This window comes from Rhodospirillales bacterium, from assembly GCA_016712595.1.
Lineage (GTDB): Bacteria > Pseudomonadota > Alphaproteobacteria > Rhodospirillales > Defluviicoccaceae > Defluviicoccus.
Genome location: JADJQT010000004.1, coordinates 21,361 through 47,249, shown reverse-complemented (window position 1 = coordinate 47,249; position 25,889 = coordinate 21,361). Strand labels below are relative to the sequence as shown.

Genomic DNA, 25,889 nt, shown 5'->3' with positions numbered 1-25,889 from the left:
CTGGCCTCTCTACGCCCCCTGGGACATCCTCGCCTGGGCGCCGTGGCAGGGGACGGTGCCGGCAATTCACGCCGGGCTGATCGTCGCCGCCGGAATCACCGCGCTGCCGCTGCTGCCGCTCGCGAAACGGTTCACCCGGCCATCGTTCGGGCAGAAGGAGTGGGGATCCCGGCGGGACGCCAGACGCGCCGGGCTGCTGTCGCGCGACCCGCGGGGCGGCATCGTCCTCGGCATGCTCGGCCGGGAGATCATGACGTTTTCCGGAGACCAGCACCCCTGGTCGCCGGTGCCTCGGGCAGCGGCAAAACCGCAGGCCCGGTATTGACGACGCTGCTGTCGTGCCGGGACCGCTCGATGCTGGTGTTCGATCCGAAGGGCGAGCTCTACCGGATGAGCGCGCCGTTTCGCTCGAGCGTCGGCGCCGCGTTCTTCTTCGATCCGACCGAGCCCGACTCCGCCTGCTTCAACCCGCTCGCCGAAATCCCGGTCGGCACCTCGCGCGAAATCGCCGCCGTACAGAACATCGCCAGCATCCTGGTCGACAGCTCGGGACTGAAAAACTCGGAGCCGATCTGGCCGATCACCGCGACCGACCTGCTGACGGCAATCATCCTCTACGCCGTCACCGGTATCCCCGCGCCGCAGCGGCACCTGGGCACGCTGCGCGAGCTGATGTTCGAGATGCCGACAACGCTGGAAAAGATGGCGCGGGGCAAGAACGACGAGTGCCAGCGCGTCGGCGCCACCATGCTGGCGATGACACCGAAGACGGCCGACGCCATCGCCTTGACGGCGCGCTCGGCGCTGTCGGTGTTCGCCGATCCGCTGGTCGTCGAGAAGACCAGCCGCAGCGATTTCCGGATCTCGGACCTCGTCTGCTCCCGGTACCCGATGAGCCTCTACCTGCAGGTGCCGCCGTCCGACCGCGATCGGGTGATGCCGCTGTTCCGGTTGATGCTGGTGCAGATATTCAAAGCGTTCCTCTACCGGACGGACGTGATGGCGGACGGCCGGAAGAAGCGGCATCGCCTCCAGCTCGTCGCCGACGAGTTCCCCGCGGTCGGCAAGATCCCCGGCTTCGCCCAGGACATCCAGGAGTTCCGCGGCTACGGCATCTCCTGCATGCTGCTGTGCCAGAGCCTCAAGAGCCTGGCGGCGCTCTACGGCAACAGCCAGGTGATCCGCGACAACTGCCACATCGTCACCTGCTTCGCCTCGTCCGACACCGACTCCATGGCCGACATCTCCAAGGCCGTCGGCCAGGGTGTCGAGATCAAGACCAGCACGACCACGCACAAGGGCCGATGGTTCGGTGGCAGCGAAAGCAAGTCCGAAAGCCGGCGACCGTTGCTCGAGCCGGGTGACGTCCGCACGCTCGGGATGGACGAGGCGATCGTCCTCGTCACTGGTACGAGGCCGCTTCGCGCCCGGAAAATCCGCTGGTTCGCGCACCGCAAGTTTCGCGATCGCGGTATCGACCTGCGTCGATTCCCCGACACCGGCCTGGTGCAGAACGAAGAAATCCTGGCGATGCACGAGGCCGCGGAGCCGGCCAGCCGGCCGATCCAAATCGCCGCCGGATGGACCAACAAGAAGACCGCCGCCGTGCTGTTTCCCGACGAAGCGGAGAGCGCGCGCAAGTGGGTGGCCGGCGATCGGCCGCTGCCCGCGAAGCACCGCGCCTTCGTCGATCATCTGCTGACGACGATCGCCGCGATCCCGGACGAACAGCGCGAGCGCTTTCTCACGCCCGCCACCGTCGAACGGCTGCGCCAGGGCGAGGTGATCAGCTGATGGACACACACGAGACGGTCTCCGAGACCCGGCTCGATCGCGGGCTGCGGCGCGCCCTCGACGCCGAGATCGCCGCGCTCCTCGAAGAGCCGTCGGTCACCGACGTGATGTGCAACGCCGACGGTCGCGTCTTCGTCGATCGCACCGGCGCCGGCCGTACCGACTCGGGGATCACGCTGACGGCCGCCAACGCGGATTTCGCGCTGCGCATGCTGGCAAGCTCGGTCGGCACGGTCATCACCCGCGACGCTCCCCTCCTCTCCGCGACCATGCCGGGCTCGGGCGAGCGCGTCGCCGGCAGCATCGCACCCATCACCGAGCAGCCGACGCTGTCGATCCGCAAGCCGCCGCGGACGGTGTTCGATCTGAGCGCCTTCTCGCGCGGACCGTGCGCGCTCGCGGACGGACCGGTGATCGACGGCGACGACCCGCTCGTCCGCGCGGTCCAGGAGCGCCGCAACATCCTGATCGCCGGCTCGACCGGCTCGGGCAAGACCTCCCTGCTCTCCTCGCTGCTGCAAATCGACAGCGTCGTTCGTGACCGCTGTCTGATCATCGAGGACACCCGCGAAATCGCGATCGAAGCGCCCGACCATGTCCGCTTTCTGACGTCGCCGCAGATCGGCATGCAGCGTCTGGTGCAACACGCGCTGCGCTACCGGCCGGACCGCATCGTCCTCGGCGAGGTGCGCAGCGGCGACGCGGCGCTGGAGATGCTGTTCGCCTGCAACACCGGCCACAGCGGGAGTTTCGGGACCATTCATGCCAACAGCGCGCTCGACGCGCTCGGCCGCCTCGAGGACCTGTGCTCCACCATCTGCCCGCAGCCGCCCCGCCGGGCAATCGCCACGGCGATCGGCTGCGTCGTCTTCGTCCAGCGGACAATGACCGGCCGGGCAATCAGCGAGGTGCTGTACGTCGACGGCTGGCAGGACGGCACGGGCTATGTCACGCGCTCGATGTGAGCGAGAGGGGGCCAGGGAGGCGCTGCCTCCCTCCCCTCGGTACGCCATCTGCCGGGCGACAGGGCCGCGCGCTGCGCATGGCGAAGGGCCATGCTCGCGCGCAACCCGGTCACCCTCGATCGCGCACCGTCCCCGGACCCTCCGGTCTCGCCGACGGGCAGGGGTCCATGGTCATGGACCCGAGATTTTAAGGGGCGGGGAGCCCGCCGGTGGCCGCCGGGTGGCTCCCCTCGATCAACACAGCGGAGTACGCGCCATGCAGACCGTTTACGAATCTACCACGCAACACGTCCGTCGCGCTGTCTGCCACCACGACTTCATCGATCCCGGCGATTGGGCAAGCGGCCTCGACGAACTCGCCGGGTTCACCGACGACGAAATCGACGCGCTCGCGCACGAAGAGCCATCCGACCTGATCATCTTCGCGGAGAATCGGCCACTCACCGGCGTAACGCCAGCGCAGCAGCAGGCCGACCGCGAACTGTTCCAGCGGCGCTCGGGCCTGCTGCGTACAGCGATGCTCGCCGGTGCGCTGCTAGGCGATGCCGCGCAATTCCAGCCGGCGGACACGCCGGAGAGCGCCACGTACGCGATTCGGCTGGATCGCCTGCTCGCGGCAACGAAGGCTGTCGGCGAGCAGGAACTCGACGCCGGCATGGATGCCGCCGGCGGCTTCCTGCACATCGCCGCCGCTGCAGCAGCTTCGCCGACCAGACGCGACTCGGCAGCATCTGAGCGCAGCAACCCGCGGCATGCCTCGAGTCGATCTTCGGATTCCCAAGAGGATCCGCGGGCGTACGCACAGGCGATTCTTGACCGTGTGCGGCCCGCGAGTAGGTCTCGACACGCCAAACAGCCCTGTATGTCGCGGGAAATACCATAAAATGCACATATCGGGTTGCTCCCTACTACTCTTTGTGGAAGCGTACCCGGATTCTGAGACAGAGGAGATGACCGTGACGGCAACGCAAACATAAGAAAACCCGGCCGCCTCTCGGCGCCGGGTTTTCTGGAAAATCTGTAGGCCGTGTGCTCGCAACCACGTTCCTACGGAAATCCCAGCCAAAACGCAAGCCAAAACGTGCGAGAGGCGCGAACAGGGAAGTTTTGCCTGAACGGTCCCCAGATATGGAGGACCGAACGTGACTGCTTGTGCCCGAGTCGCCCCCGGCTTGCGCCGCCTGGCGCCCGACGCCTTGCCGATCAAGACCCAGGCCGATTGCTTCGACGGCCTGCCGAATGGAATCACCGCCGGCCAGGCGCTGGCGGCGTTCAAGCGCGCCGCCGCCACCCTCGGCCTCGGCGCCGTCCGTGATCTCGTCGACCAGCTGATGGCGTTCAGTCAGCCGCAGGACTGGCAGCGCGGCAGCCGGCCGATCGTCTGGCCGAGCAACGCCATGCTGCAGGATCGGCTGGGCATTTCCGAGCGGCACGTCCGCCGTCTGCTCGGCCGGCTGATCGCGCTCGGCATCATCGTCCCGGTGGACAGCCCGCAGGGCCGGCGGTGGGGCCGGCGCGATTCCTCCGGCCGGATTGTCGAGGCCTACGGCTTCGACCTGTCTCCCCTCGCCGACCGGCACGCAGAGTTCCTTGCTATCGCCGAGAAGGCCGATGGCAAGCGCAAGGCCCGCGCCGCGCTGCGGCGGCGTCTGACGATCGCGCGCAAGGCGATCCAGCAGCTGGCCGAGACGGCGCTGGAGCACGCCCTGACCGACCGGGACTGGCGTGTCTGGCTGGCGGAAGCCTGGACCGTGACCGCCGTGGCGATCGACGAAGGAGCGCCGCTGACGGTCCTCGCTACGGCGGTCATCGACCTCGAGAGACGGCGTCAGGATGGGGAGACGGCGTTGGTCGAAGCGTTGCGGAAACCTGTGGAAATGTCCGGCCCACCGGACTCCCAGGTCCGCCTCTATACAACTACAACCCAACCCGAAACTAACTCAGCTACAGGTAACAAAGACTCGGGAATGGAGTGTAACGGCCCGGGCGACGGAGCCTCCGTCAAAACCGACGACGCCCTGCACGACGAGCCGCCGGCAGCGACACCGAAATTTCTCGTTCGTGTCTCTCCGCCGTTGCAGGATCAGCTCCTCACCCCCTGCCCTACCTGGTCCGACATCGTCGATGCCGCCAATCGCCTCCGCCACCAGCTCGGTATCAGCCGCGCCGCCTGGATCGACGCCTGTCACGCCCTCGGCCGCTATCAGGCGGCCACCGCCGTCGCCATCATCGCCGCCAAACGCGAGACCATCCGCTCGCCGGGAGGCTACCTCAGGGGGATGATCGCCCGCGGTCGCGACGGCGAACTCCACCTGCTGCGCAGCCTGCACGGCCTTGCCGAAGGCCAGCGCGACACCGAAAACGAACCGTGCCCAACGTCGTTCACCCCCGCAGCCGACCGGCGCTCGCCGTCGGAAAGGAGCACGACCCGATGAACCGTTTCACCGCCGCGCTTGTCGCCCTCGTTCTCGCCACCACTGTCGTCGCCGTTCACGGCGTGCGCGCCGCCGACGCCGTGACCGGCCCGGCGCGGGTGATCGACGGCGACACCATCGTCGTCGCCGATGTGCATCTGCGAATTTTTGGCATTGATGCCCCGGAATCCCGCCAAACCTGTACCTCCGGCGACGGCCACGACTACTTCTGCGGCCGGGTCGCGACCTCCGCCCTGGCCGAGAAGATCGCCGGCCGCCCCGTGACCTGCCGGCCGCGCACCACCGACCACTACGGCCGAACCGTCGCCGTCTGCTTCGATGCCGGCGACGAGGATCTCGGCGCCTGGCTGGTGCGCGCCGGCCTGGCGATCGCCTACCGCAAGTACTCGACCGTCTACGTCGACGACGAGGACACCGCCCGGCGTGCCCGCCGCGGCCTGTGGGGCGGTGCGTTCGTCGAGCCATCGCAGTGGCGAGCGGCGCATGCCCATGCGCAATGAGCGGTTGGCGACCGGCCCGGCTCGCCGAAATCGAGGGCACGCAAGGAGACCTCAATGAGGTTCACCGCTCCCTACGCGAAGGCGATTATCCGCCCGATGAAGTGGCGGGAGCACGATGTGCCCAAGATCCCCGCTTACTGCTGGTGAGACTGTCGATGTCGGAACGGCCGTCACGTCCTGGATCAGCAGCGGTGGCAAAGGACACCCTCGCCGGTCTCGTCGAGCGCGTCACCTTCCACAACCCGGACAGCGGCTTCTGCGTGCTGCGGGTGAAGGCGCGCGGTCAGCGCGATCTGATCACCGTCATCGGTCACGCGGCGGCAATCGCCGCCGGCGAGTTCGTCCAGATGACGGGGCAGTGGGTCAATGACCGGATGCACGGCGTGCAGTTCCGCGCCGGTTTTCTGCGCTCGGCGCCACCGACGACGGCCGAGGGCATCCAGAAGTATCTCGCCTCGGGGATGATCAAGGGCATCGGGCCGGTGTACGCCAGGAAACTGGTCCGGGCGTTCAGCGAGGCGGTGTTCGAAGTTATCGAGCAGACGCCGGATCGCCTGCAGGAGATCGACGGCATCGGCCCGAAGCGGGCGGAGAGCATCGTCGCCGCCTGGGCCGACCAGAAGGCGATCCGCGAGATCATGATCTTCCTGCACGGCCATGGCGTCGGCACCTCGCGCGCCGTGCGCATCTTCAAGACCTACGGCGCCGATGCGATCCGGCTGATCTCGGAAAACCCCTACCGGCTGGCGCGCGACATCCGCGGCATCGGCTTCAAGAGCGCCGACCTGATCGCCGAAAAGCTCGGTATCGAGAAGACAGCAATGATCCGCGCCCGTGCCGGCATCGGCTATGCGCTGAGCGAAGCAATGGACGAGGGCCATTGTGGCCTGCCGCTGACGCAGCTGGTGCCGATGGCGGTCGAACTGCTGGAGGTGCCGGCCGCGATCATCGAGACGGCGCTCGCTCTGGAACTGCAGGACGGCGAAGTGATTGCCGACGACGTCGACGCGGAGCCTTGCGTCTTCCTCGCCGGCCTGCATCGCGCCGAGCGGGCGATCGCCGCGCGGATCGGCACGCTGCGGAGCGGCGTCCTGCCCTGGCCGGCGATCGATGCCGCCAAGGCCATCCCATGGGTCGAGAGCAAGGCCCGGATCGATCTCGCCGCCAGCCAGCGCGAGGCGGTGCAGCTCGCCCTGGCGGCGAAGGTGCTCGTCGTCACCGGCGGCCCGGGCGTCGGCAAGACGACGCTGGTCAATTCGATCCTGAAGATCCTCGGCGTCAAGGGCGTACGCATCGCGTTGGCTGCCCCCACCGGCCGCGCCGCCCGGCGGCTGCAGGACAGCACCGGCCTCGAGGCGAAGACCATCCACCGGCTGCTCGAGGTCGATCCGATGCACGGCGGCTTTCGCCGCAAGGAGGACCACCTGCTGGACTGCGACCTGCTGGTCATCGACGAGACGTCGATGATCGACGTGCCACTGATGCACGCGCTGCTGAAGGCGGTGCCGGATGATGCGGCGTTGATCCTGGTCGGCGACGTCGATCAGCTGCCCTCGGTCGGCCCCGGCCAGGTGCTCGCCGACATGATTGGCTCGGGCGTGGTGCCAGTGGTGCGGCTGACGGAAGTGTTCCGCCAGGCCGCCGAGAGCCGGATCATCGTCAACGCCCATCGCATCAACCAGGGCCTGATGCCGGAGTGGGTGCAGGACCCGGCCAGCGACTTTCATTTCGTCGAGTGCGTCGATGCCGAAGATGGCGTCGCCAAGATCCTGCAGATCGTCCGCGACCGCATCCCGGCCCGCCATGGCCTCGATCCGATCCGCGACGTCCAGGTGCTGTGCCCGATGAACCGCGGCGGCCTCGGTGCTCGCTCGTTGAACATCGATCTGCAACAGGCGCTCAATCCGCCGGGCGAATTGCACGTCGAGCGCTTCGGCTCGACCTACGGCATCGGCGACAAGGTGATGCAGGTCGAGAACGACTACGACAAGGAGGTCTACAACGGCGACCTCGGCGTCGTCCGCGCCATCGATGCCGAGGCGTCTGAGATGGTGCTGGAGTTCGAGAGCCGGGACCTGACCTATGGCTTCGGCGAACTGGACGAGATCGCCCTCGCCTACGCCACCACCATCCACAAGTCGCAGGGTTCGGAATATCCCGCCGTGGTCATCCCGCTGACCACGCAACATTACCCGATGCTGCAGCGGAACCTGCTGTATACCGCCGTCAGCCGTGGCAAGCGGCTGGTCGTTGTCGTCGGCCAGAAGAAAGCGCTGGCGATCGCGGTGAAGGGAAAACAGACCGGGCGAAGGTGGTCGAAGCTGCGGGAGTGGCTGGCCGGATGCGTGGGCTGATCTGCCACCCTCGTCGAAAAGCACGATCCACGGCTCGGAGCGGAAGCCCCCTCGCCTGCCGGAACGACGCGCACATCGCATGCGCGACGGCACCGTCAAGTTGGGCGAGAGCGGGCTTGGCAGGAGCTGGGTTGGTCGGGTAAATGCGCGGGATGAAGACGCCCCGCGGCCCGATTTACGCTGGCCATCGCTACCCCGCTGAGATCATCAGCGATGCGGTATGGCTGTATTTTGGGTTCCCGCTGAGCCCTGCGCATGAGCGCAACTGCACGGCGCTGTCCTCTACTCGGCCTGTGGCCGGATGGATGAGTTGGCGAGCAAGTCGTCGATCGCCTGCCGCAACTGCAGGAGAGCCTCCCTGCCCTTCTCGCCGATCGGCTTTCCGGATTCACGTGCAGCCCGCAGTCGTCCCGCCATTGTTTCGACGGCACGGAAGCTGACTTGAACAAGAGGAGCTGACGCGCTCTTCCGGTCAGATGGCCTCTCTCCGCGCGAGCTGAAGTTGGCTCCTCCATCCTCTCTCGCCGAGCGGATCATCTTCACCGTGAGCGCGCCCTCGCGAGCCAGCTGCAGAAGGGGCTCCCGGATCATCATGTCGTCCACACGTGCGAGTTCCACCAGGACGTTCCTGGGGATGCTCAGTTCTGACGTCAGAACAGACTCAAGCAGATCGGACGGCAGAGAGAGGATCCTAAGCAGCGCACTGACCTCGCTCTTCGGTTTGCCGAGGACGCCGGCTGCCTGATCCTGGGTCCACTGCTTGCTCTCGATCAGCCGACGGACCCCCGTCGCCTCCTCCACGGCGTTTAGGTCGACCCGCTGAAGGTTTTCCACCAGCGATGCGATTTCCGGGTCCTTGTCGTGCTCGATCGCGAGAATTGTCGGCCAGCCGTTGAGCTGTGCGGCGCGCCAGCGACGCTCGCCGGCGACGATGACCCATCTGCCGCGCTCGGAGGGATGACGGCGCAGCAGGATCGGCTGCAGCTGGCCCTCCGCCGCCATGGTGCCGGCGAGAGCGGCGATGTCGTCGGGCGCATGCTGCTTCCTCGCCTGCTCGGGATCGGGTTCGATCGCGTCCAAGGCGACTTCGAAGCTGTGATGGAAGCGACTGTCGCTGGTCACCAGCGTGTCGGACGCTTCGCTGATCATCATCGAAGCCGCCCCCAGGATCGGAGAGGGGCGTTGTGTCTTCGTAGCCATCTCAGGCCTTCATCCCGTCTAAAGCGGTCTCCCCGACGTCCGCCCGGGGCAGAGGGCTGCCCGACGCTAGACATTGCGCCAGACGAGCGTATACGAGGGCGGCCGGCGCCTGCGGCGAGGCTTCCAGAGCGATCCGGCCATTGCGCGCGGCGCGCCCGAATATGGCACTGTCGCTTACCGGTTCCAGGACGGGCGCCTTGTCGCCCATCGCCGTCACCAGATGGGCGAGCACCTCCCGATCCACGGACTTCCGCTTGCCGTACTGCGTCGGAAGAATGCCGGCGAGGCGGAGCGTCGGGTTCAGTCGGCGCTGCACCTTCTTGATGGTGTTGAGAATCAGGCCTACGCCCATGGTGTCATACGGTTCCGTCCGGACCGGGATGATGACGTCCTCGGCGGCCGCAAGAGCCATCCACGTCAACATCCCCAGGTTCGGCGGCGCGTCGATGACGATGTGGTCGTAAGACCCGCGGCAGTGTTCCAGGACCTCTCGCAGCGAGACATCGAAACCAGGTTCACGGCGGGCGTCCGACTCGGCCAAATCGATGTGGCTGCCGACCAGATCGAACGGAATCGCCCTGCTATCTCCCAGGGGCTCCGACGCCTTGATGATCACCTCGGAGATGGGCCGACCTCCGAGAATGACGTGTGCGATCGTACGACCCTGCCTGTACGCCTCGATGCTGGCTTCTGCCAGGAGGCCGGCCGTTGCCGTCGCTTGCGGATCCATATCGACGAGCAGCACGTGGCTGGATCGCGAGAACGCGTAGGCTAGGTTCAAGGCGCTGGTGGTCTTGCCGACCCCGCCTTTCTGATTGGCCAGGACGAGAGCCCGGGCATCGGGCTTTCGCTCTACAGCCATGGCGTCGAGCTCCATTGCCACGTCCTCCGGGATCGGCTCTCGTCCGTTTTCCCAGCGGCTGATCTTGTGCTTGTCGTAGCTCCGGCCGAGCCGCTGGTTCAGCTGCTGCTTGAGTTCGGTCTGGCTCAGACGCAACTGCTGGCGCAAGTCGCGCATCCGATTTCCGTCCATTCCGAGCTCCGCGATCATCACCGCACTTCTGACGTCAGAACCGCACTCCAATAGTCCGACAGCACCGTCAACCCGTCAACGGGGCGGTTGATGGTTGATTATGGACAAGTGTTAGTGCATTGGCACAGCTCAGTGTTTCGGCGGAGCGGCCAACATGTGTCGGTCTCGTGAGCGCCTCCCAGGCGGTCCGTGAGCATCCGATTACAACGGCTGATTCGCCTCCTACGACGACGATGCTGGCCGGCTGTCGTGCTCCACGCGCCGCGCCGCGTCGAGCGGCAAGATCTGTGGAACGTGTCGTCGCGCAGTGCTGACGTCAGAACTGCGCGCGCGCCCGACGATCACGAGCGGTTGCGGTCGCCGTCGATCGTATGGCCGAGTCGGCACCGCGGCCTCTCGACGCTGCGAAGGAGGGCGGGGCTGGTCACGGCCGTCGCTGACCACCCGCGGAAACTCTTCTACCGAACCAGATGATCGAGCGCGGTCTCGGCCTTACAGCACGCCATTGAGCGCATTGTCCTCGAACAGGTCGCCCTCCTCGATATAGGCGGCGAGGGTGGCGTAGCTGACGTGGCGGCCGAGCTGCTTGAGCTGGGCAGGATGGACGCGGCGGTCCCGGCTCTGTTGCAAAGCTCGCTGCTATCTGGCGAGATGTGGTCGGTCACGCGGCTGTAGATGTCCTTCCTGGCCTCGATGCTCATCACCTGATCTCCTCCTTGGGGTTGGGCTTGCAGCAGCAGCTGCAACCCTGCCCGTCGGCGAGACCGGGGGTAGCAAGGGCAAGCGGGACGGCGGGGAGGGGATCGCCCACCCGAGGGCGCGGTCGCTTGCGGCCGCGGGCTGCAGCGCAGCGAAGCCTGGGGAGACCCCGCCGGCCCGCTTGCCTGCGCGAGGGGCAGCGCCCCATAGGACGTTCTCTTGAAGAGATGCCGGAGCGGAGCGCGTCCGCTCTGGCCGGCCAGCCTGCGAAAGGGATTGCCACCCGTAAGGGCGGAGGCGCCGCCTTCGCGGCTTCGGGAACGGAGCGAGTAGAGCCCGGTCCGGTGCCAGCACCGGATTCGCCATCGTGCTGCCGCGCCTTAGCACTTTGGAAAGTGTCGGAGTCTAGCTTGGCGGCATTAACAGGCTGGAGCTGGTGATGTCTGCTCGTATCATCGCCTTCCCACGGTCCAACAGACGCCGGCATTCCCAAGATGTCATCGACGCTGCTCTGCGTGTGCGGTCGATCGCGATCGAAACCTTCGAGCGCAACGACGCTTGGCACCGGATCGAAGGCTTCGAGAAGGCGATCAAGACCCTCCCGGGTGGGCGGGAGAACCTCCACTGCTACACCGCCGTGTTCGGATCAGACTCCTACGAGCTCGCCGTCCGCGGTCCCTCCGCCGGCACGGGCGATTTGATCGAACGAACGATTGCGGTCCAACCGGCGAATTCAACAGTTCTTCGGAACTACGGGGAGTGAAACTGAGCTGCAGGAGACAGGCCTGGCTTGATCGTCCAGGGGCCACCACCGTCGCCAAGGAGTATCTGCAGGCGCGCCTGGCCAGCAGTTTGCTATTCTAAGGGAGAGCTCTACGCACGGGAGCTCGCAATTCGGCTCTGTTGCAAACTTTGGCTCCGGACGCGTGACGATCCCGGCGGATGACCGTTCCGTGCTCAGGCTGCCTGGAGCTCGAGCCGCTCGCTGACGACCTGCATGGCCTCTGCCAACGCGCAGACGCCGAGACCGAAGGCGCGCTCCACCAGACGCGCCTCGCCGCGGATGTCGCGCGTGATGTTGAAGATCGCCGCCTGGCCCTTGCGTAGAGCCCGCATCACCTCGAAGCCCTTGATCGTTGCGTAGGCGGTCTTCAACGTTTTGAAGCCGCGCACGGGGCGGATCAGCTGCTTCAGCTTGCCGTGGTCGGCGCCTTGTCCGTGTTGATGACCCGCGCCTGCTCCCAGTCCTTCAGGCCCTGCAGCGCCTTGCCGAGGCCGCGCTTCGCCGCCCTCGTGTTTCGCGTCGGCGAGAGATAGAAGTCGATCGTGTTGCCGGAGCTTGTCCACGGCTCGATACCAAATACGCCCATTCGCCTTTGACCTTGATGTAGGTCTTGTCCACACGCCAACTCGGCGAGCCTGGGCGGCGCCACTGCCAGCGCAGCCGCTTCTCGATCTCCGGCGCATATTTCCGCACCCATCGATAGATGGTGGAGTGATCGACGCCCACGCCACGCTCGCCCATCATCTGCTCGAGATCGCGGTAGCTCACTCCGTAGCGGCAGTACCACCGTACCGCCCACAACACGATCTCGCCCTCGAAGTGGCGCCCCTTGAAGTCCGACACGGCTCAGCATCCCGTGGTTACGACCACATCCCGCCAGATAGCCGCGAGCTTTGCAACAGAGCCCTCTCAAGTGCGCATGAACCCATGGGCCACGTTTTTTAACGAGGTCGAACCCACCAATAAGCTAACGGCCGCTGCCCTCCGAACGAAGCACAGCATGCCGCGTTTCTACCGCGCACAGGCGGGCCACGGCCCGGGGTGGTTTTTTAGAATATCTCGTTCCATGCGCAACCGTTCGACCTCCCGCCGAAGGCGTGCGATCTCGGCTGATTGATCACCGGGATTGCCAGCCTGCGGGGGCGTCGCTTGCGTGTCGGGGCGCCTCGACGCCCCCGCAGGCACCCCGACAGCGGTGCGCCAGTTGCGCAGCATCGACGGCTGAATCCCCAACTCTTCGGCAATCTGCATCACCGGCCGGCCGCTCGACGCCAACAGCGCAACGGCCTCCCGCTTGAACTCGTCCGTGAAACTCCGACACGGTTTCGTCATCAAACACCTTCCAGCCCCTTCCCGGAGCCTAAGCAGCGATTCGTAGGTTTGCACACGTTTTGGATTGGCGTTCGTTGTTGAGGTCAGTGACGGCAGCATGGATGGCGCGGTCGAGATGGTCGAGGTCTCGGAAGGTCTGATGGGCGAGGAAATGCCGCTTCAGGTCACGCCAAGCATGTTCGATGTCGTTCAACTCGGGGGCGTACCTCGGCAGCCATTCGACGCACAGCCATGGCCGCGCGGCGGGGCGGCACGCGACGCCTTGCTGGTATGAATGGGACCGTTGTCGATGACGAGCACGACCGGCTTCGTCGGTCGGCCGGGGCGCGGGCCATGGAGCTCGTCGAGCCGCGTCAGCAGAGCGATGAAATCGCTGCTTCGCTTGCTCCGGCTGGTCTCGACGACCAGCGTGCCGGCCGCGAAGTCGAGCGCGCCGATCATCGCCACCTTGCGCGCCTAGCCGGGCGCTGCGACGCGCAGGTCGGCGCCGCGCCCGGCCCACATGCGCGAGATAAGGATGGGTGAGCGCCTCGGACTCGTCTTCGAACAGCAGCACGATGTCGCTGGCCTGGGCCTGCTGCTTCAGCAGACGAAGCCGCAGGCCGGAGCGATCGACGGTCTGGGCGTCCTGCCGCCCCTTCAGCGTGTGCCGGGGTCGCCGCCAGCGAAAGCCCCTTTTTGCGCATCACCACGCTCAGCCGCGACTGAAATCCGCTCGCCGGTGCGCCGCTCGATCTCGTTCTGCAACCGCGGCGGCGTCAGGTTCCGCCGATCGGCAACCTCGTCCGTCAGCACTGCCGAGACCACCGCCCGCGCCGCCCGCGCCTTCACCGGCTCCGGCCCGGTGCCTTGCGGGCGCGCAGGCCCGCCACCCCTCGCGACCGAACGTCCAGCGCCAATGGCGCACGCTGTTCGGCTCGACCGAAAACGCTTCGGCAATCCGGGCGCTCGACCAACCCTGCAGTGACAGCAAAATCGACCGCGCCCGATCCGCTTCCGCCCGATCCGGCGAACCGGCCAGCGCACGCAACTCCTCGCACTGCTCCGCCGTCGTCACTACCCGAGGACGGCCCGCCATGACAACACCAAAATCCAGTGATCCCTCCACCAGAGCCTGCCATATGTGGATCGCCCAAGGGAATCCTGCTTAGCAAAGGTGTCCACCAGTTCGGGGGAGGTTCATCGAGCTCCAGGCAGCCTGAGCACAGAACGGTCATCTGCCGGGATCGTCACGCGTCCGGAACCAAAGTTTGCAACAGAGCCGCTTCCTCTATCTGGTGGCGATCCTCGACTGGGCGAGCCGGGCGGTGCTCGCCTGGCGGCTGTCGAACATCATGGACGACGCCTTCTGCGTCGATGCTCTCGACGAGGCGCTGGTGCGCTTCGGCCGGCCGGAGATCTTCAACACCGACCAGGGCTCGCAATTCACCAGCGCCGCGTTCACCGGCCGGCTCGCCGGCGCCGGTATCCGCATCTCGATGGACGGTCGCGGCCGCTGGCTGGACAACGTGTTCATCGAGCGGCTATGGCGCTCGCTGAAGTACGAGGACGTCTACCTGAAGGGCTACGCCGATGGCCGCGAGGCGCGTGCCGGGATCGCGTCGTGGATCGGCTTCTACAACGCCCGCCGGCCGCATCAGGCGCTGGCCGGCCGGACGCCGATGGCGGTGTGGCGCGACGGCGTCGGCGGCGCCCTGTCCGGTAACGCCGTGGACATGACGTTGCGCTTGGACGACGCTGCCGCGTCGCCCACATGCCCACCGCGACCACAACAACAACAGACGCCTCGCGTGGCGTGATCGAGGAGCACGGAGCCGGCCAGCTTTCCAATCAAAAACGACGACCCAGTGGTCCCAGCGACGAGGTCCACCTCATCGATCACTCGGTCATTACAATTTTGCTTCACAGCGACGACCTATTGGATTGATAAGCCAACTTGCGCCGCGCGCCTGCGGTACGGGCGAGCGCGAAGAAGGCGGTGGGGTCATTATGAACATCATTCTGCTTGCCACAGCATGGGGTCCAAAAGCAGGTGGCGTTAACGCCTTCAACGAAGACTTTGCGCTTGGCCTGGCGTCCTACCAGGAAACAAAAAGCGTGTTCTGCTTGGTCCCGCGTTGTGACCCGTCAGAACGGGCGGCGGCCGATGCCGCCGGAGTTTGTTTGATCGAGGTTCCGGAGGCTGATGAAACGAGCCGCCCCTTCGACAAGATCGCCGCGACGATCCTACCTTATCATCCGGATCTGCCTGCGATCGGCCCTGAAGACATATGGGTTGGGCATGACGTTCTCACGGGACAGGCGGCCAAAGGGGCGGCTCAGGAATCCGGAAGTAAGTCGGCGCTGATCATGCACATGGATCACGAGGCCTATGTGGGCGCTCGGGACAATGACTCGCAAAAGGCGCACCAGCGTCATAACGACCAGCTGGAGCTATTCACCGGCGCCGATTACCATTTTGCGGTCGGCCCGCTTTTGCGCGCTGCGCTGCGGGACATGGTTGGCGAGGGCGCCAAGATGCTCGTGCCGGGCATGCCCGAGATTGACCCCCAGACGGCAAAACACCAGCTTCGCTGTGTCGCCTTTGGCCGGCTCGAGGCCCGCAATGATCTCGTGAAGCAGGCGTCACTAGCCAGCGCAGCTTTTGGCCGCGCTCAGCAGGAAATGCAGGGATGCGAGGATCTCAAAACGCTTAGCGCGACGCTGACTGTTTTGGGGGTCCCGAGCTGTGATGAGAAGAGGCTCCTCCAGTTTGCGGACGATCATGCCAATGGCATCGCTCACGTGCTCGCCTTGCCCTATGAGGAAAATCGCAAGAAGCTCAACGACATTCTTTCGAGAGCCAATCTTGCGATCGTTCCCTCTTTTCACGACGGTTTCGCCCTGACCGGTTGGGAAGCGATCGCCGCCGAGACACCTTTGATCGTCGGCGAGAACACGGGCTTATGGCGTCTTCTCGCCGAATTCTGGTCGCCTGGCTTTGCGAAGACCGTCGCAAACTCCTTTATGGTTCGTGCGGCACGCTCATCGGGCGAGTCACCGCCGTTCACCGAGGAGGACGTGGCTACCCTCGCGAAGCTAATTCTGGAATCCGCACGCAACCTGGAAACCAGAGTGCGAGTGGCTGTCCGGTTGAAGGACTATATTCACGGGCGGCGGGACGGATGCACCTGGAGGAGGACAGCCGAAGAATTCCTCATCGGCGTGGAGCGCATCAAGGATCCCGCCAAGATTCTCAAGTCGTTCGAAGGGCGCTGGACCGGCTTTTTCGTCGAAGGATCCACCGAGTTGCGCCCTCCCGAGATACTGCAGGAGACGATCGTTCTGCGGCTGCGTACCGGCAGGGACGAGCTCGAAGGCGGTAGCGATTATGCTGCTGCAGAAGGCGACCGCGCGGAGAAGTTCACGAACATCAAGTTTCAGGATGGCGTCCTGGTCGGAGAAACGCATGTCACTACGGGGGCTACCCAGCAAAGCTGCGGGCGCTTCCAGCTGGCTCGTCGCTGCGAGGGCAAGCTGCTCGACGGCATTGCCCATTGGCCGAGCACTATCATGGGCGAGATTGATTGGTCGCGCTACATCTGGGTGCGCAACGAGCCTGCGAATGACGATTTGCTCGAGTTTGCGCAGCGCGCCATGCTGGCGGAGCAGGCGGCCGTCGCTGCCCGAATTCAGCAGCGACGTAGTAATCCGGTCCCGGTCGATCGCTCCTGTTCCGTCATCGCCGACGCGTGAGCAATTTGATCGGCACCCGCGCCGTTCCGGTCGCTGCAGGTGCGATTCGCCACGTGCTGATGGCGGCACCGAGCTTCGACGAAGCGCCAGATTTCCGTGCGAAGATCGAAGAAGTCGTGCCGAACCTCCGTATAGTGAACGCTGGTGCGGTCCCGGATGAACTCATCGACATCGTCATCTGCGACGATCTTTGCGCGTTCGATCCGTCAGGCGTGACGAACGCGTCCGCATTTCTCAGTCTTAGTCTCGGAGTCGACAGGCTGTTGGCGTTCGGCATCCGGCCGCATGTCCAGATCGCGCGATTGCTGACGCCTGAGCATCAATGGTTGATGCGCGAATATGTCGCGGACCACCTTTTGGGAGCCCAGCGCCGATCCGAGATAGCGAAAGGGCAACATGCCGAGCGACGCTGGGAGTGTATGCCCCCACAAGCACCAATGGCGGGTAGAAAGGCGGTGGTCATGGGAATGGGATTCCTGGGCGAGCCTACCGCGCTGCTGCTCCGGAATTTCGGGCTGATCGTTACTGGCTGGAGCAGGACCGCCCGACCAGTCCCCGGGATCCGCTGCATCTCAGGCTCCGCTGCGTTGTCCGAGGCGGTGCGTGACGCCGACTATCTCATTTCCCTGCTCCCGTTGACCAACGCCACGCGTCGGTTGATTGGCCCGACGCTGCTCCGTTCGCTGTCGAGTCGAGCGATGCTGATCAACGCCTCGCGCGCGGGTTGTCTTGACGAGCGAGCGCTGGCTTCGATGCTCCGGGAAGGTTTGCTCGCCAGCGCGGTACTCGACGTGATCGATGAGGAACCCTTGCCCGCCGATAGTCCTCTCTGGGACGTACCGAATCTCCTGATCACGCCGCATTCGGCAGCGGTGCCCCGATCTAAGGCGTACATCCCCGCGATCGTCGATGCGCTCGGTCGCCTGATAGACGGTCGTGCTCCTGCCCATCTGGTGGACAGGGCGCGCGGATATTGACGGCGCAATGGGAACGCGGCCGTCAGATCAGATGAGCGGCCAGCTTGCCAACGCCAGCCTCGAGCGCCGAAATTGGAAGGCGATCTCGACCGGCAGGAGCGGTGCGGTGCCTGAGCAACCGGACCAGTTCCCCGGTTCCCAACCGCTCGCCGCCGAAGACATGAACGTGGGTGGACAGCTCGGCAAAGTCCTGACGCCACAGGCACCGATAATAGGTTTCAAGCTGGTCGGGGCCGTCATGAAATCCGATCGCGTGCAGCCGCTCATATTCGTCGCGGTGGAAATCGGCGCGCTCGGGATAACGGGTCCAGTGAACGCCCGGGCTACGATGGTGCTCGATATGGAGATCCTCGCCACGGCTGCCGTGCTTATTGTCCCGATTGATATAGTGAAGCGAGTTGGTGACCACTTCGTCGGGATGCTCGGGATCGAGTAGGCCGTGCTCCTGGAAGAAGCTGGCTCCGTCCGCCAGAAGACCAACATATCGGATCAAGACAAAGACCACGACTATTGCCGGATCATGGATTCCGAGCACGAGCAGGAAGCTAAGATACGCGGCGTATCCGACAGCGAGGCGACGAAGCGCCTTGCGCCTCCGCTTCGCCCGCAGATAAAGGGCGACATCGACCGGGAGGAGTCCCGACGCGGCGAACCGCTGCAGGCACGCCGCAAAGCCGGAAAAGCTTGCCCGGTCATAGCGCGCGGTGCTTTGGTTATCGTCCAGCCCGTTATTCTCGGCGTGGTGCACGGTGACATGCTGCACGGCGTACCAGTTGGGAATACGCGCGGTGATCAGCGCAAACGGATAGCGCGCGAGCCAATCGACGAAGCGAAGTGCCGCTCGGTCCCCGCGTCCGGCTCCCCGGTCCGCTGCGCAGAAACGCATAATGTGAATTGCCATGCTCGAAGTCCACCAGCGGCTTGCGGACCGCCCAGAGCGTCGCTCCGAACAGCAGCGCGGTTTCGATCCGAAGGCCCGGTCGCACCAGCAGCGCTGCCAGCGGGGCGGCGACGAGCAGGGCGGAAACCAGCAGCACCTCGAGCCAGGCGGCATCGAGTTGGTAGCGGCCGGCGCGCGCATAATAGGCGCGCAGCATGAGCGGAATCCGCGCCACCGGCGCGGAGAACGGATCGCCGACCGTGTCGAACAGGCGCGCGGTGGCGACAATCATCAGCAACGAGCAAGCCAGCGTGAGGGTGAAGCGGGCGATGGAGCCAGGAACCGACAGCGAGGGCTGCCAAGCAATAGCCATAAGAGCGCCGCAGACCGACGATGCTAGCGCGACGGTGAATGGGCGCTGCAACAGCCACCGCGCAAACCTCAAGCGATCCGCAAAGGCGCGCGTGGCATTCAGCATCACAACGATCGGCCAACGGACCATCAGCAGGACAAGCGTGACGGCGCCGGCCAATAACCTCGCCACAGCACGCGCGCCGTCGCGTGCGGGCTGCCGCACGTCGCGCCTCGCGTTTTCACGGACATCGACGCGGTCCGCCTCGGCAAAAAGCTCGGCTGTCATCCTCTGCCCTCGCTGCGAAGCGACATAGCATTTCCTGCTGAGCGTGGTAATCCATCTAAGCAGCGATTCGTAGGTTTGCACACGTTTTGGATTGGCGTTCGTTGTTGAGGTCAGTGACGGCAGCATGGATGGCGCGGTCGAGATGGTCGAGGTCTCGGAAGGTCTGATGGGCGAGGAAATGCCGCTTCAGGTCACGCCAAGCATGTTCGATGTCGTTCAACTCGGGGGCGTACCTCGGCAGCCATTCGACGCACAGCCATGGCCGCGCGGCGAGGGCGGCACGACGCCTTGCTGGTATGAATGGGACCGTTGTCGATGACGAGCACGACCCGGCTTCGGTCGGTCGGCCGGGGCGCGGGCCATGGAGCTCGTCGAGCCGCGTCAGCAGAGCGATGAAATCGCTGCTTCGCTTGCTCCGGCTGGTCTCGACGACCAGCGTGCCGGCCGCGAAGTCGAGCGCGCCGATCATCGCCACCTTGCGCGCCTGGCCGGGCGCTGCGACGCGCAGGTCGGCGCCGCGCCCGGCCCACACATGCGCGAGATAAGGATGGGTGAGCGCCTCGGACTCGTCTTCGAACAGCAGCACGATGTCGCCGGCCTGGGCCTGCTGCTTCAGCAGACGAAGCCGCAGGCCGGAGCGATCGACGGCCTGGGCGTCCTGCCGCCCCTTCAGCGTGTGCCGGGGTCGCCGCCAGCGAAAGCCCCTTTTGCGCATCACCACGCTCAGCCGCGACTTGAAATCCGCTCGCCGGTGCGCCGCTCGATCTCGTTCTGCAACCGCGGCAGCGTCCAGTTCCGCCGATCGGCAACCTCGTCCGTCAGCACTGCCGAGACCACCGCCAGCGCCGCCCGCGCCTTCACCGGCTCCGGCCCCGGTGCCTTGCGGGCGCGCAGGCCCGCCACCCCTCGCGACTGAACGTCCAGCGCCAATGGCGCACGCTGTTCGGCTCGACCGAAAACGCTTCGGCAATCCGAGCGCTCGACCAACCCTGCAGCGACAACAAAATCGACCGCGCCCGATCCGCTTCCGCCCGATCCGGCGAACCGGCCAGCGCACGCAACTCCTCGCACTGCTCCGCCGTCGCCACTACCCGAGGACGACCCGCCATGACAACACCAAAATCCAGTGATCCCTCCACCAGAGCCTGCCATATGTGGATCGCCCAAGGGAATCCTGCTTAGCCATGGAGTCTCCAGCGGCACGTGACATCGTTCTTGTCGGCGATATCGTCGAGGACGGCCCATCGCGTGAGACGATCTTCGACTGGGACAACCCTACTTGGCCGGAAGTGGAGCAGGTTCGCGCGTGGATCTTGTCCGGCGGACGGAAAGCGGAAGTGATATCGTCGGTACGCCAGTTCGCGTCGGAAGCCGAACGCTATCAGGGGCGAATTGTGCTCCCGCTCTGGCGCGGCGGCGAGTCGCGCAGCCGGACCGCCATTGTGCCGGCAATTTGTGAAGCACTCGACCTGACCTATATCGGGGCCGATGCCTACGCTCAGGCCGCCTGTCAGGACAAATCGCTAAGCAAGCACCTTCTCAGAGCGGCCGGGATCGATTGTGCTCTAGATATCGTGGTCCATTCCGACGAGTCGGGCAGCGAGGCGCTTGAGCGGTGCCGAAAATTACAATTCCCGGTGGTGGTAAAGCCACTTTATTCTGCATGCTCAATCGGCGTTGAGGACGCTTCCTTTTGCGAACAACCCGGTCCTGCCATGGACCGCGCAAAGCAACTGTTCGAGCAAGGCTTGGGGCCGGTGATCATCGAGCCCTTTCTTCGCGGTGAAGAAATCTCGCTTTGCGTCATCGAATCCGAAGGCGAGATTGATCTCCGTTGCATTTCGGTCTTCCGGGATGAGCGCGGCGAGTGCCCGTTTGCGGAGCGCTTGTTGACCATGTCAGAAAAGATTTCCGCCGATCGACGCTGGATGATCGGGTGCCGGCATACCGATCTCGGGGATCGGCTTTGGGAGAGGGTGCGCCAACTGATCCGCTTCCTTGGCCCGGTCGGCCCACTTCGTGTCGACGGCAGGATCTGCGGCGGCCGTTTCGTCGCGATCGAATTAACACCCGATATCCATCTTGGGCTGGACTCGCCCTTTCTGGGCGCATTCGGCGCCGCGGGCATCTCGCCCGCCAGCATTATCGATGCAATGATCAGGAGCGCCCCCGCCAACCGCATCGGCCATGGGCGGCGTGGCGGACTGTCGCTCGGAGCAACGGCCCGATATGGTCGCCGCCTTACCGGCAAGGAATGACGGCGTGACCACGTCTTCCGAAACCAACGAACATTATCGCCATCTTGCCTTTGACCTTGGCGATGGCAACCGGGGGCGCATGCTGTCTGGCTGGCAATGCGAAAACCCGTTTGCTCAACCGCTGCTAGACGAAGTGCGCGCGCGATGCGCGGGCGCCGACTTCCGCGATTATGTCTATTTCGACGCGGATGAGGCGCTCGCTGCCGAGATTGTAGCGCTGCACAATAGGCTCGACCACGACGCGCCCGCTGCCGTGCTCGCCGGTGCGGGCGCCAGCCCGCTCATCTCGACCGTCGTGGCGTGGGTGGCTGAGGCAGGTATCAAGACAGGCTGGTTCGTACCGCCGCTCTATCACACCCTGCCGACTGGCCTCACCCGCTACGGTATCGGGCTCGAGGCAGCGTCCATGGTTCAGGCCTTTGAGCCGTCATTCGAACTCAATCTCCCCAACACACGGAGTCTTCTGCTGCTGAGCGATCCCATCTGGTACGCGGGCAGGGCCGTGCCGAGGGAGACGATAGAGCAGATCCGCCGATGGCAAGAGCGAACTGGATCGTTCGTCTTTGTCGATGGAAGCCTGCAATATCTGGCGTGGGACCATATCGCCGCTGAAGCCTCGTCGGCGCTGAACCCTGAACTCACAATACGATTGATCAGTCCTTGCAAGCAATTGGCGATAAACGGCTATCGTTTCGCCTATCTCCTGTTGCCTAGGGAGCTGGAAGATCGCTTCGCCTGGATCTACGCTAACCTGATCGGTCCATCGAGTGCCGAATCTGTCATTTTTGCTCATACCGCCATCGAGGCGGTCTCCGAGGGATCAATACCTTCGGCGTTGACCGCACGCGCAGCGGCGCGGTTTGACACCCTCTTGTCCGGCGGTGAGTTGCTGGCGAGCCCATCGCCCGACCGCGGCTACTATGCTTTTGTACGCCTTGCGGGCAAACGTGACCCGGGCGGCCCGGCGATGGATGGCCGATACTTTGATCAGCCCCGATATCCTGGGTTCAGGAAGATCAATCTGCTTTCACCGTCTTATGACGAGGTTTTCGGCCCGAGCTAGCCCGTCTTGGGAAAGGCCCAGCCGATGATGCCGAACAGGTGTACGCATCCGGCGAAGGCCGCGGCTGAGGTGGGTTGACGGCGCGGCGTGGGCGTGAGCGGCTATGTGGCGGCGCTGATCTGTGTAGGGCGGTGACAAATTAGGCCACGCAGCGGCGGCAGTTGGACCCTTCCGCGCTACTTCCGGGTCACCTCTTGAGCAGGTGATCCTTGTATGGCGGCGAGGCGCAGGAATCGCCGCTTCATCGCATTGACATCGGCAAGATACTTCGCGACGACCTGGTCGCCGCACCGCTCGCCGGCCATCAGACGAAAGCCGCGGTGGGCGAAAGCGCGGGCAGGTCCCGAGCCACAGAGATGGATGACGGCGGCGAGATCCTGCACCTGTTGCGGGCTCGCCCGACCGTCGCGCTTGCCAGCGAGGATCGCCGTGACATTGCGGTCGAGAAGCACCGCCGTGAGTTCGATGGCATGGCTCGGAAAGATCCGGGAGTAGAAGCCGCTGAACCGGCAGCTCTCTTCGACGACGGTGTGCTGGCGTATGCAGTAGTGCTGCGCGTCGGCGAACGCGGCATCGGTCAACTGGTACATGCCGACGGCGCTCGAGGCGGGCTGGTAAATTGCGAAGGGGTTCCAGGTCAGCCGCCAACTCCAGTAGGCCTCGTGACCGCGAAGCTGTGCGTTTTGGCCATTTACGATCAATGCCAGTGGCCCTCAGATCTGCGGTCGCGCAGTGGTGATGCCGTGAGCTCTGTCAATCGGCACTGAATTGGGACCCCCAATCGGCATTCAAAAGGGACCCCCTTTTTGTTGGGTTGGGTGGTTGTCCAGGTAGCGAACAGGAGGGGCCCGCGCGTGGCGCGGAGTGTCTTGACGAGCGACGGAGCGACGCGCGCGGGAGGTGCCTGTTTGCCCACCTGGACAATCTGTGGGGAGGAGTGTTCTGGCTTCGGCTCAGGCGCGGTTTTTGAAGCGCCAGCTTTCGTTGCCGGTCTCGATGATCTCGCAGTGATGAGTCAGGCGATCGAGCAGTGCTGTCGTCATCTTGGCATCACCAAAGACGCTCGGCCACTCGCCAAAGGCGAGATTGGTGGTGACGAGGACCGAGGTGCGCTCGTAGAGCCGGCTGATCAGGTGGAACAGCAACTGACCGCCGGTTTGGGCGAACGGCAGATAGCCCAGTTCGTCGAGGACGACGAAGTCGAGACGAACAAGATGGTCGGCCAGGCGGCCCTGACGTCCGGTACGGGCCTCGCTCTCCAACCGGTTTACCACGTCGACGGCGGTGTAGAAGCGGCCGCGAGCGCCGCCGCGAATACACGCTCTGGCGACAGCGATCGCCAAATGGCTCTTGCCGGTCCCTGTACCGCCAATCAGCACGGCGTTGCGTTGCTGTGCGAGGAACGTACCGGTCGCAAGCTCGCGGATCAGCCCCTCATTGATCGGCGTATCCCCGAACTGGAAGTCGTCGATGTCCTTGGCCAGCGGCAGCTTGGCGATGGTCAGCTGGTACTTGATCGAGCGGGCCTGTTTCTCGGCGATTTCCGCCTTGAGCAGATCACCGACGATGTGCGGTGGCTCATGCTGACGCTTGATGCCTGACGCCATCACCTCATCGTAGGCAGCACGCATTCCGTAGAGCTTGAGCGCGCCCATCAGCTCGAAGATCTCGCTCCGGTGCATCAGCTGACCTTCCGCAAGCGGTCATAGCGGGCACAATCGGCAATCGGCGGGTAGCGCAGTCGCAGCGCGGCAGGGGTCAGGATGGTTACCGCTGGTCCCAGATCCCGCTTGCGCGCGAGAATGTTGAGGACGATGTCGGCGGAATGAACGCCCTGCCCAAGGGCTTCGCTACAGGCGGCTTCGACGGCCTGCAAGCCATCGGCGAGTACGGCCGAGAGAATGGCCACCATTTGCCGGTCGCCGTCGGCCGAGCCCTGCAGCTTGCGCCGCACCCGCTCCAGGTTCGCCGGCAGCACCCAGTCCTTGAACGGTGCGCCGTTCCTCAACGCCCCCGGCTTGCGCGCCAACACCGGCACATAGTGCCAGGGATTGTAAATGCACTGCCCGCGGCCGAATGAGCGGGCATGCTCGCCGACGATCACCCCATCTTGGCGAATGACCACGCGATCGGCATAGGCCTGGACTTCGACGGGGCGGCCGACGGCGCCCGAGGAGACCGAGTACTTGTTGGTATCAAAACGAACCAGGCAGGTCTTGGAGACAGCAGCCGTAACCGCGTGGTAGCCGTCGAACCGACCCGTTGAACCCGTGGCAATCGGCACCAGGTACGGCCGCTCTGCCTCAAAAGCCTGCCAGACTGTCTGACCGGCGATCTCGGGGTGCCGATGCGCTTTAGCGTGGGCGACGCAGCGATCGAGCAGCAGCGCGTTCAACTCCTCGTAGCTGCTGACCCGTAGCCGCGGTGTGAAGAAGCGTTCGCGCACCAGACCAACCTGGTTCTCGACCTGCCCCTTCTCCCATCCCGACGCCGGCGTACATGCTGTTGGCTCGACGAGATAATGGCTGCACATCTGCAGAAAACGGCGGTTGAACTGCCGGTCCTTACCGACGAACACCGTCTCCACCGCCGTCTTCATGTTGTCGTAGATGCCGCGCGTACAGCTTCCCTTGAAGAACGAGAATGCCCGGTCGTGGGCATCGAAAACCATCTCCTGCGTTTCGCGTGGATAAGCGCGGACAAACAACATGCGGCTGTGGCAGAGCCGGACATGCGCCACCTTCACCGGCACCGTCACCCCGTTGATCCGGACGATCTCATGGCTCCAGTCGAACTGGTACGCCTCGCCCGGCGCAAAGCTGAGCGGCACGTAGGCTTCCGACGTTGCCGAACCACGCTGCCGACGCCAGGCACTGGCATAACGCCGAACTGCGTCATAGCCCCCGTCGTAGCCCAGCTGGCGCAACTCCTCGAACACCCGGATCCGCGTCAGCCGCTCACGCGGCGCCTGCCGCTCGTTCGCCAGCAACAGCGCATCGAGCCGTTCCCGCCACGGGCCGAGCTTCGGCAACGGCTGCGTGCTCCGCTCATAGCGAAACTCCGTTGCATTCGACCGGATCACCTTGCGAACCACTTTCCGCGATACCCGAAGCTCCCGGCAAATCACCTTGATCGGCTTCTCATGAACGAAAAAGGCGCGGCGGATCTTCGCAATCGTCTCCACAACCAGCATCCCAACCCAGGCTCCCCTGTTCCTCAGGGAAGCCACTGTGAACCCTC

At 64.8% G+C, this 25,889-nt stretch carries 25 protein-coding genes and 2 pseudogenes; 12 read left to right on the top strand and 15 right to left on the bottom strand.

Annotation, left to right across the window (positions count from 1 at the left end; genetic code table 11):
- Nucleotides 1-159 precede the first annotated feature (159 nt).
- The 6 genes from IPK66_17560 to IPK66_17535 all read left to right on the top strand — a co-directional run bounded on the left by IPK66_17560 (nucleotide 160) and on the right by IPK66_17535 (nucleotide 8,048).
- Entirely contained in the window at nucleotides 160-1,794 is a 1,635-nt protein-coding gene (locus IPK66_17560) for a type IV secretory system conjugative DNA transfer family protein (GenBank protein MBK8176992.1), read from the top strand.
- A complete protein-coding gene (tadA, locus tag IPK66_17555) occupies nucleotides 1,794-2,759 on the top strand; it encodes a Flp pilus assembly complex ATPase component TadA (protein ID MBK8176991.1) in 966 nt (321 codons plus the stop codon). Before IPK66_17560 ends, tadA begins: the two co-directional genes overlap by 1 nt.
- A gap of 256 nt (nucleotides 2,760-3,015) precedes the next feature.
- On the top strand, nucleotides 3,016-3,642 hold the full coding sequence (locus IPK66_17550; GenBank protein MBK8176990.1) for a hypothetical protein: 627 nt from the start codon (nucleotides 3,016-3,018) through the stop codon (nucleotides 3,640-3,642).
- Between the two features lie 259 nt (nucleotides 3,643-3,901).
- Nucleotides 3,902-5,194 (top strand): replication protein C, encoded by a 1,293-nt coding sequence (locus IPK66_17545; protein ID MBK8176989.1) that lies wholly within the window; start codon nucleotides 3,902-3,904, stop codon nucleotides 5,192-5,194.
- Nucleotides 5,191-5,694 (top strand): thermonuclease family protein, encoded by a 504-nt coding sequence (locus IPK66_17540; protein MBK8176988.1) that lies wholly within the window; start codon nucleotides 5,191-5,193, stop codon nucleotides 5,692-5,694. Before IPK66_17545 ends, IPK66_17540 begins: the two co-directional genes overlap by 4 nt.
- A gap of 155 nt (nucleotides 5,695-5,849) precedes the next feature.
- Nucleotides 5,850-8,048, top strand: a complete 2,199-nt coding sequence (locus tag IPK66_17535; GenBank protein MBK8176987.1) for an ATP-dependent RecD-like DNA helicase — start codon at nucleotides 5,850-5,852, stop codon at nucleotides 8,046-8,048.
- Nucleotides 8,049-8,330: 282 nt separating this feature from the next.
- On the opposite strand, the gene IPK66_17530 is transcribed toward IPK66_17535, so the two are convergent.
- From IPK66_17530 to IPK66_17520, 3 genes are all read right to left on the bottom strand, one after another.
- Nucleotides 8,331-9,248, bottom strand: a complete 918-nt coding sequence (locus IPK66_17530) for a ParB/RepB/Spo0J family partition protein (protein ID MBK8176986.1) — start codon at nucleotides 9,246-9,248, stop codon at nucleotides 8,331-8,333.
- Between the two features lies 1 nt (nucleotide 9,249).
- Nucleotides 9,250-10,281, bottom strand: coding sequence for an AAA family ATPase (locus IPK66_17525; protein MBK8176985.1), 1,032 nt, complete (start codon nucleotides 10,279-10,281; stop codon nucleotides 9,250-9,252).
- Nucleotides 10,282-10,773: 492 nt separating this feature from the next.
- Entirely contained in the window at nucleotides 10,774-10,911 is a 138-nt protein-coding gene (locus IPK66_17520) for a hypothetical protein (GenBank protein ID MBK8176984.1), read from the bottom strand.
- Between the two features lie 508 nt (nucleotides 10,912-11,419).
- On the opposite strand from IPK66_17520, the gene IPK66_17515 reads away from it, so the two are divergent.
- Nucleotides 11,420-11,743 carry a hypothetical protein gene (locus tag IPK66_17515; protein ID MBK8176983.1) on the top strand — a complete coding sequence of 108 codons (324 nt, stop codon included), beginning with the start codon at nucleotides 11,420-11,422 and terminating at the stop codon, nucleotides 11,741-11,743.
- A 194-nt stretch (nucleotides 11,744-11,937) separates the two neighbouring features.
- Here the strand turns inward: IPK66_17515 and IPK66_17510 are convergent.
- From IPK66_17510 to IPK66_17490, 5 genes and pseudogenes are all read right to left on the bottom strand, one after another.
- Nucleotides 11,938-12,607, bottom strand: a pseudogene (locus IPK66_17510) (IS6 family transposase).
- Between the two features lie 168 nt (nucleotides 12,608-12,775).
- Nucleotides 12,776-13,096 carry a transposase gene (locus tag IPK66_17505; protein ID MBK8176982.1) on the bottom strand — a complete coding sequence of 107 codons (321 nt, stop codon included), beginning with the start codon at nucleotides 13,094-13,096 and terminating at the stop codon, nucleotides 12,776-12,778.
- Between the two features lie 28 nt (nucleotides 13,097-13,124).
- Complete coding sequence (locus IPK66_17500) at nucleotides 13,125-13,325, bottom strand: transposase (protein MBK8176981.1); 201 nt, start codon at nucleotides 13,323-13,325, stop codon at nucleotides 13,125-13,127.
- On the bottom strand, nucleotides 13,286-13,543 hold the full coding sequence (locus IPK66_17495) for a transposase (protein ID MBK8176980.1): 258 nt from the start codon (nucleotides 13,541-13,543) through the stop codon (nucleotides 13,286-13,288). Before IPK66_17495 ends, IPK66_17500 begins: the two co-directional genes overlap by 40 nt.
- Before the next feature lie 247 nt (nucleotides 13,544-13,790).
- Nucleotides 13,791-14,174 (bottom strand): helix-turn-helix domain-containing protein, encoded by a 384-nt coding sequence (locus IPK66_17490; GenBank protein ID MBK8176979.1) that lies wholly within the window; start codon nucleotides 14,172-14,174, stop codon nucleotides 13,791-13,793.
- 172 nt (nucleotides 14,175-14,346) lie between these two features.
- Here IPK66_17490 and IPK66_17485 point away from each other — a divergent pair.
- The 3 genes and pseudogenes from IPK66_17485 to IPK66_17475 all read left to right on the top strand — a co-directional run bounded on the left by IPK66_17485 (nucleotide 14,347) and on the right by IPK66_17475 (nucleotide 17,808).
- Nucleotides 14,347-14,757 (top strand): annotated as a pseudogene (locus tag IPK66_17485) (DDE-type integrase/transposase/recombinase).
- A gap of 328 nt (nucleotides 14,758-15,085) precedes the next feature.
- Nucleotides 15,086-16,831, top strand: coding sequence for a hypothetical protein (locus tag IPK66_17480; GenBank protein MBK8176978.1), 1,746 nt, complete (start codon nucleotides 15,086-15,088; stop codon nucleotides 16,829-16,831).
- Between the two features lie 5 nt (nucleotides 16,832-16,836).
- Nucleotides 16,837-17,808 (top strand): hypothetical protein, encoded by a 972-nt coding sequence (locus IPK66_17475; GenBank protein MBK8176977.1) that lies wholly within the window; start codon nucleotides 16,837-16,839, stop codon nucleotides 17,806-17,808.
- 22 nt (nucleotides 17,809-17,830) lie between these two features.
- On the opposite strand, the gene IPK66_17470 is transcribed toward IPK66_17475, so the two are convergent.
- The 4 genes from IPK66_17470 to IPK66_17455 all read right to left on the bottom strand — a co-directional run bounded on the left by IPK66_17470 (nucleotide 17,831) and on the right by IPK66_17455 (nucleotide 20,437).
- Nucleotides 17,831-18,709, bottom strand: coding sequence for a fatty acid desaturase (locus tag IPK66_17470; protein MBK8176976.1), 879 nt, complete (start codon nucleotides 18,707-18,709; stop codon nucleotides 17,831-17,833).
- A gap of 674 nt (nucleotides 18,710-19,383) precedes the next feature.
- Nucleotides 19,384-20,043 (bottom strand): transposase, encoded by a 660-nt coding sequence (locus tag IPK66_17465; protein ID MBK8176975.1) that lies wholly within the window; start codon nucleotides 20,041-20,043, stop codon nucleotides 19,384-19,386.
- A gap of 8 nt (nucleotides 20,044-20,051) precedes the next feature.
- A complete protein-coding gene (locus tag IPK66_17460) occupies nucleotides 20,052-20,189 on the bottom strand; it encodes a hypothetical protein (protein MBK8176974.1) in 138 nt (45 codons plus the stop codon).
- Entirely contained in the window at nucleotides 20,186-20,437 is a 252-nt protein-coding gene (locus IPK66_17455) for a helix-turn-helix domain-containing protein (protein ID MBK8176973.1), read from the bottom strand. The genes IPK66_17460 and IPK66_17455 overlap by 4 nt, the downstream gene beginning before the upstream one ends.
- 75 nt (nucleotides 20,438-20,512) lie before the next feature.
- Here IPK66_17455 and IPK66_17450 point away from each other — a divergent pair, with 75 nt between their 5' ends.
- Together IPK66_17450 and IPK66_17445 are read left to right on the top strand one after the other, a co-directional pair.
- Nucleotides 20,513-21,586, top strand: coding sequence for a hypothetical protein (locus IPK66_17450; protein MBK8176972.1), 1,074 nt, complete (start codon nucleotides 20,513-20,515; stop codon nucleotides 21,584-21,586).
- Between the two features lie 4 nt (nucleotides 21,587-21,590).
- The gene (locus IPK66_17445) at nucleotides 21,591-22,649 is read left to right on the top strand and encodes a hypothetical protein (protein ID MBK8176971.1); all 1,059 of its coding nucleotides are present in this window, start codon (nucleotides 21,591-21,593) and stop codon (nucleotides 22,647-22,649) included.
- A gap of 176 nt (nucleotides 22,650-22,825) precedes the next feature.
- Here IPK66_17445 and IPK66_17440 read toward each other — a convergent pair whose 3' ends face one another.
- From IPK66_17440 to IPK66_17430, 3 genes are all read right to left on the bottom strand, one after another.
- Complete coding sequence (locus IPK66_17440; GenBank protein ID MBK8176970.1) at nucleotides 22,826-23,350, bottom strand: hypothetical protein; 525 nt, start codon at nucleotides 23,348-23,350, stop codon at nucleotides 22,826-22,828.
- Between the two features lie 252 nt (nucleotides 23,351-23,602).
- Entirely contained in the window at nucleotides 23,603-24,331 is a 729-nt protein-coding gene (locus tag IPK66_17435; protein ID MBK8176969.1) for an ATP-binding protein, read from the bottom strand.
- Nucleotides 24,331-25,842 (bottom strand): IS21 family transposase, encoded by a 1,512-nt coding sequence (locus IPK66_17430; protein ID MBK8176968.1) that lies wholly within the window; start codon nucleotides 25,840-25,842, stop codon nucleotides 24,331-24,333. The genes IPK66_17435 and IPK66_17430 overlap by 1 nt, the downstream gene beginning before the upstream one ends.
- Between the last annotated feature and the right edge of the window lie 47 nt (nucleotides 25,843-25,889).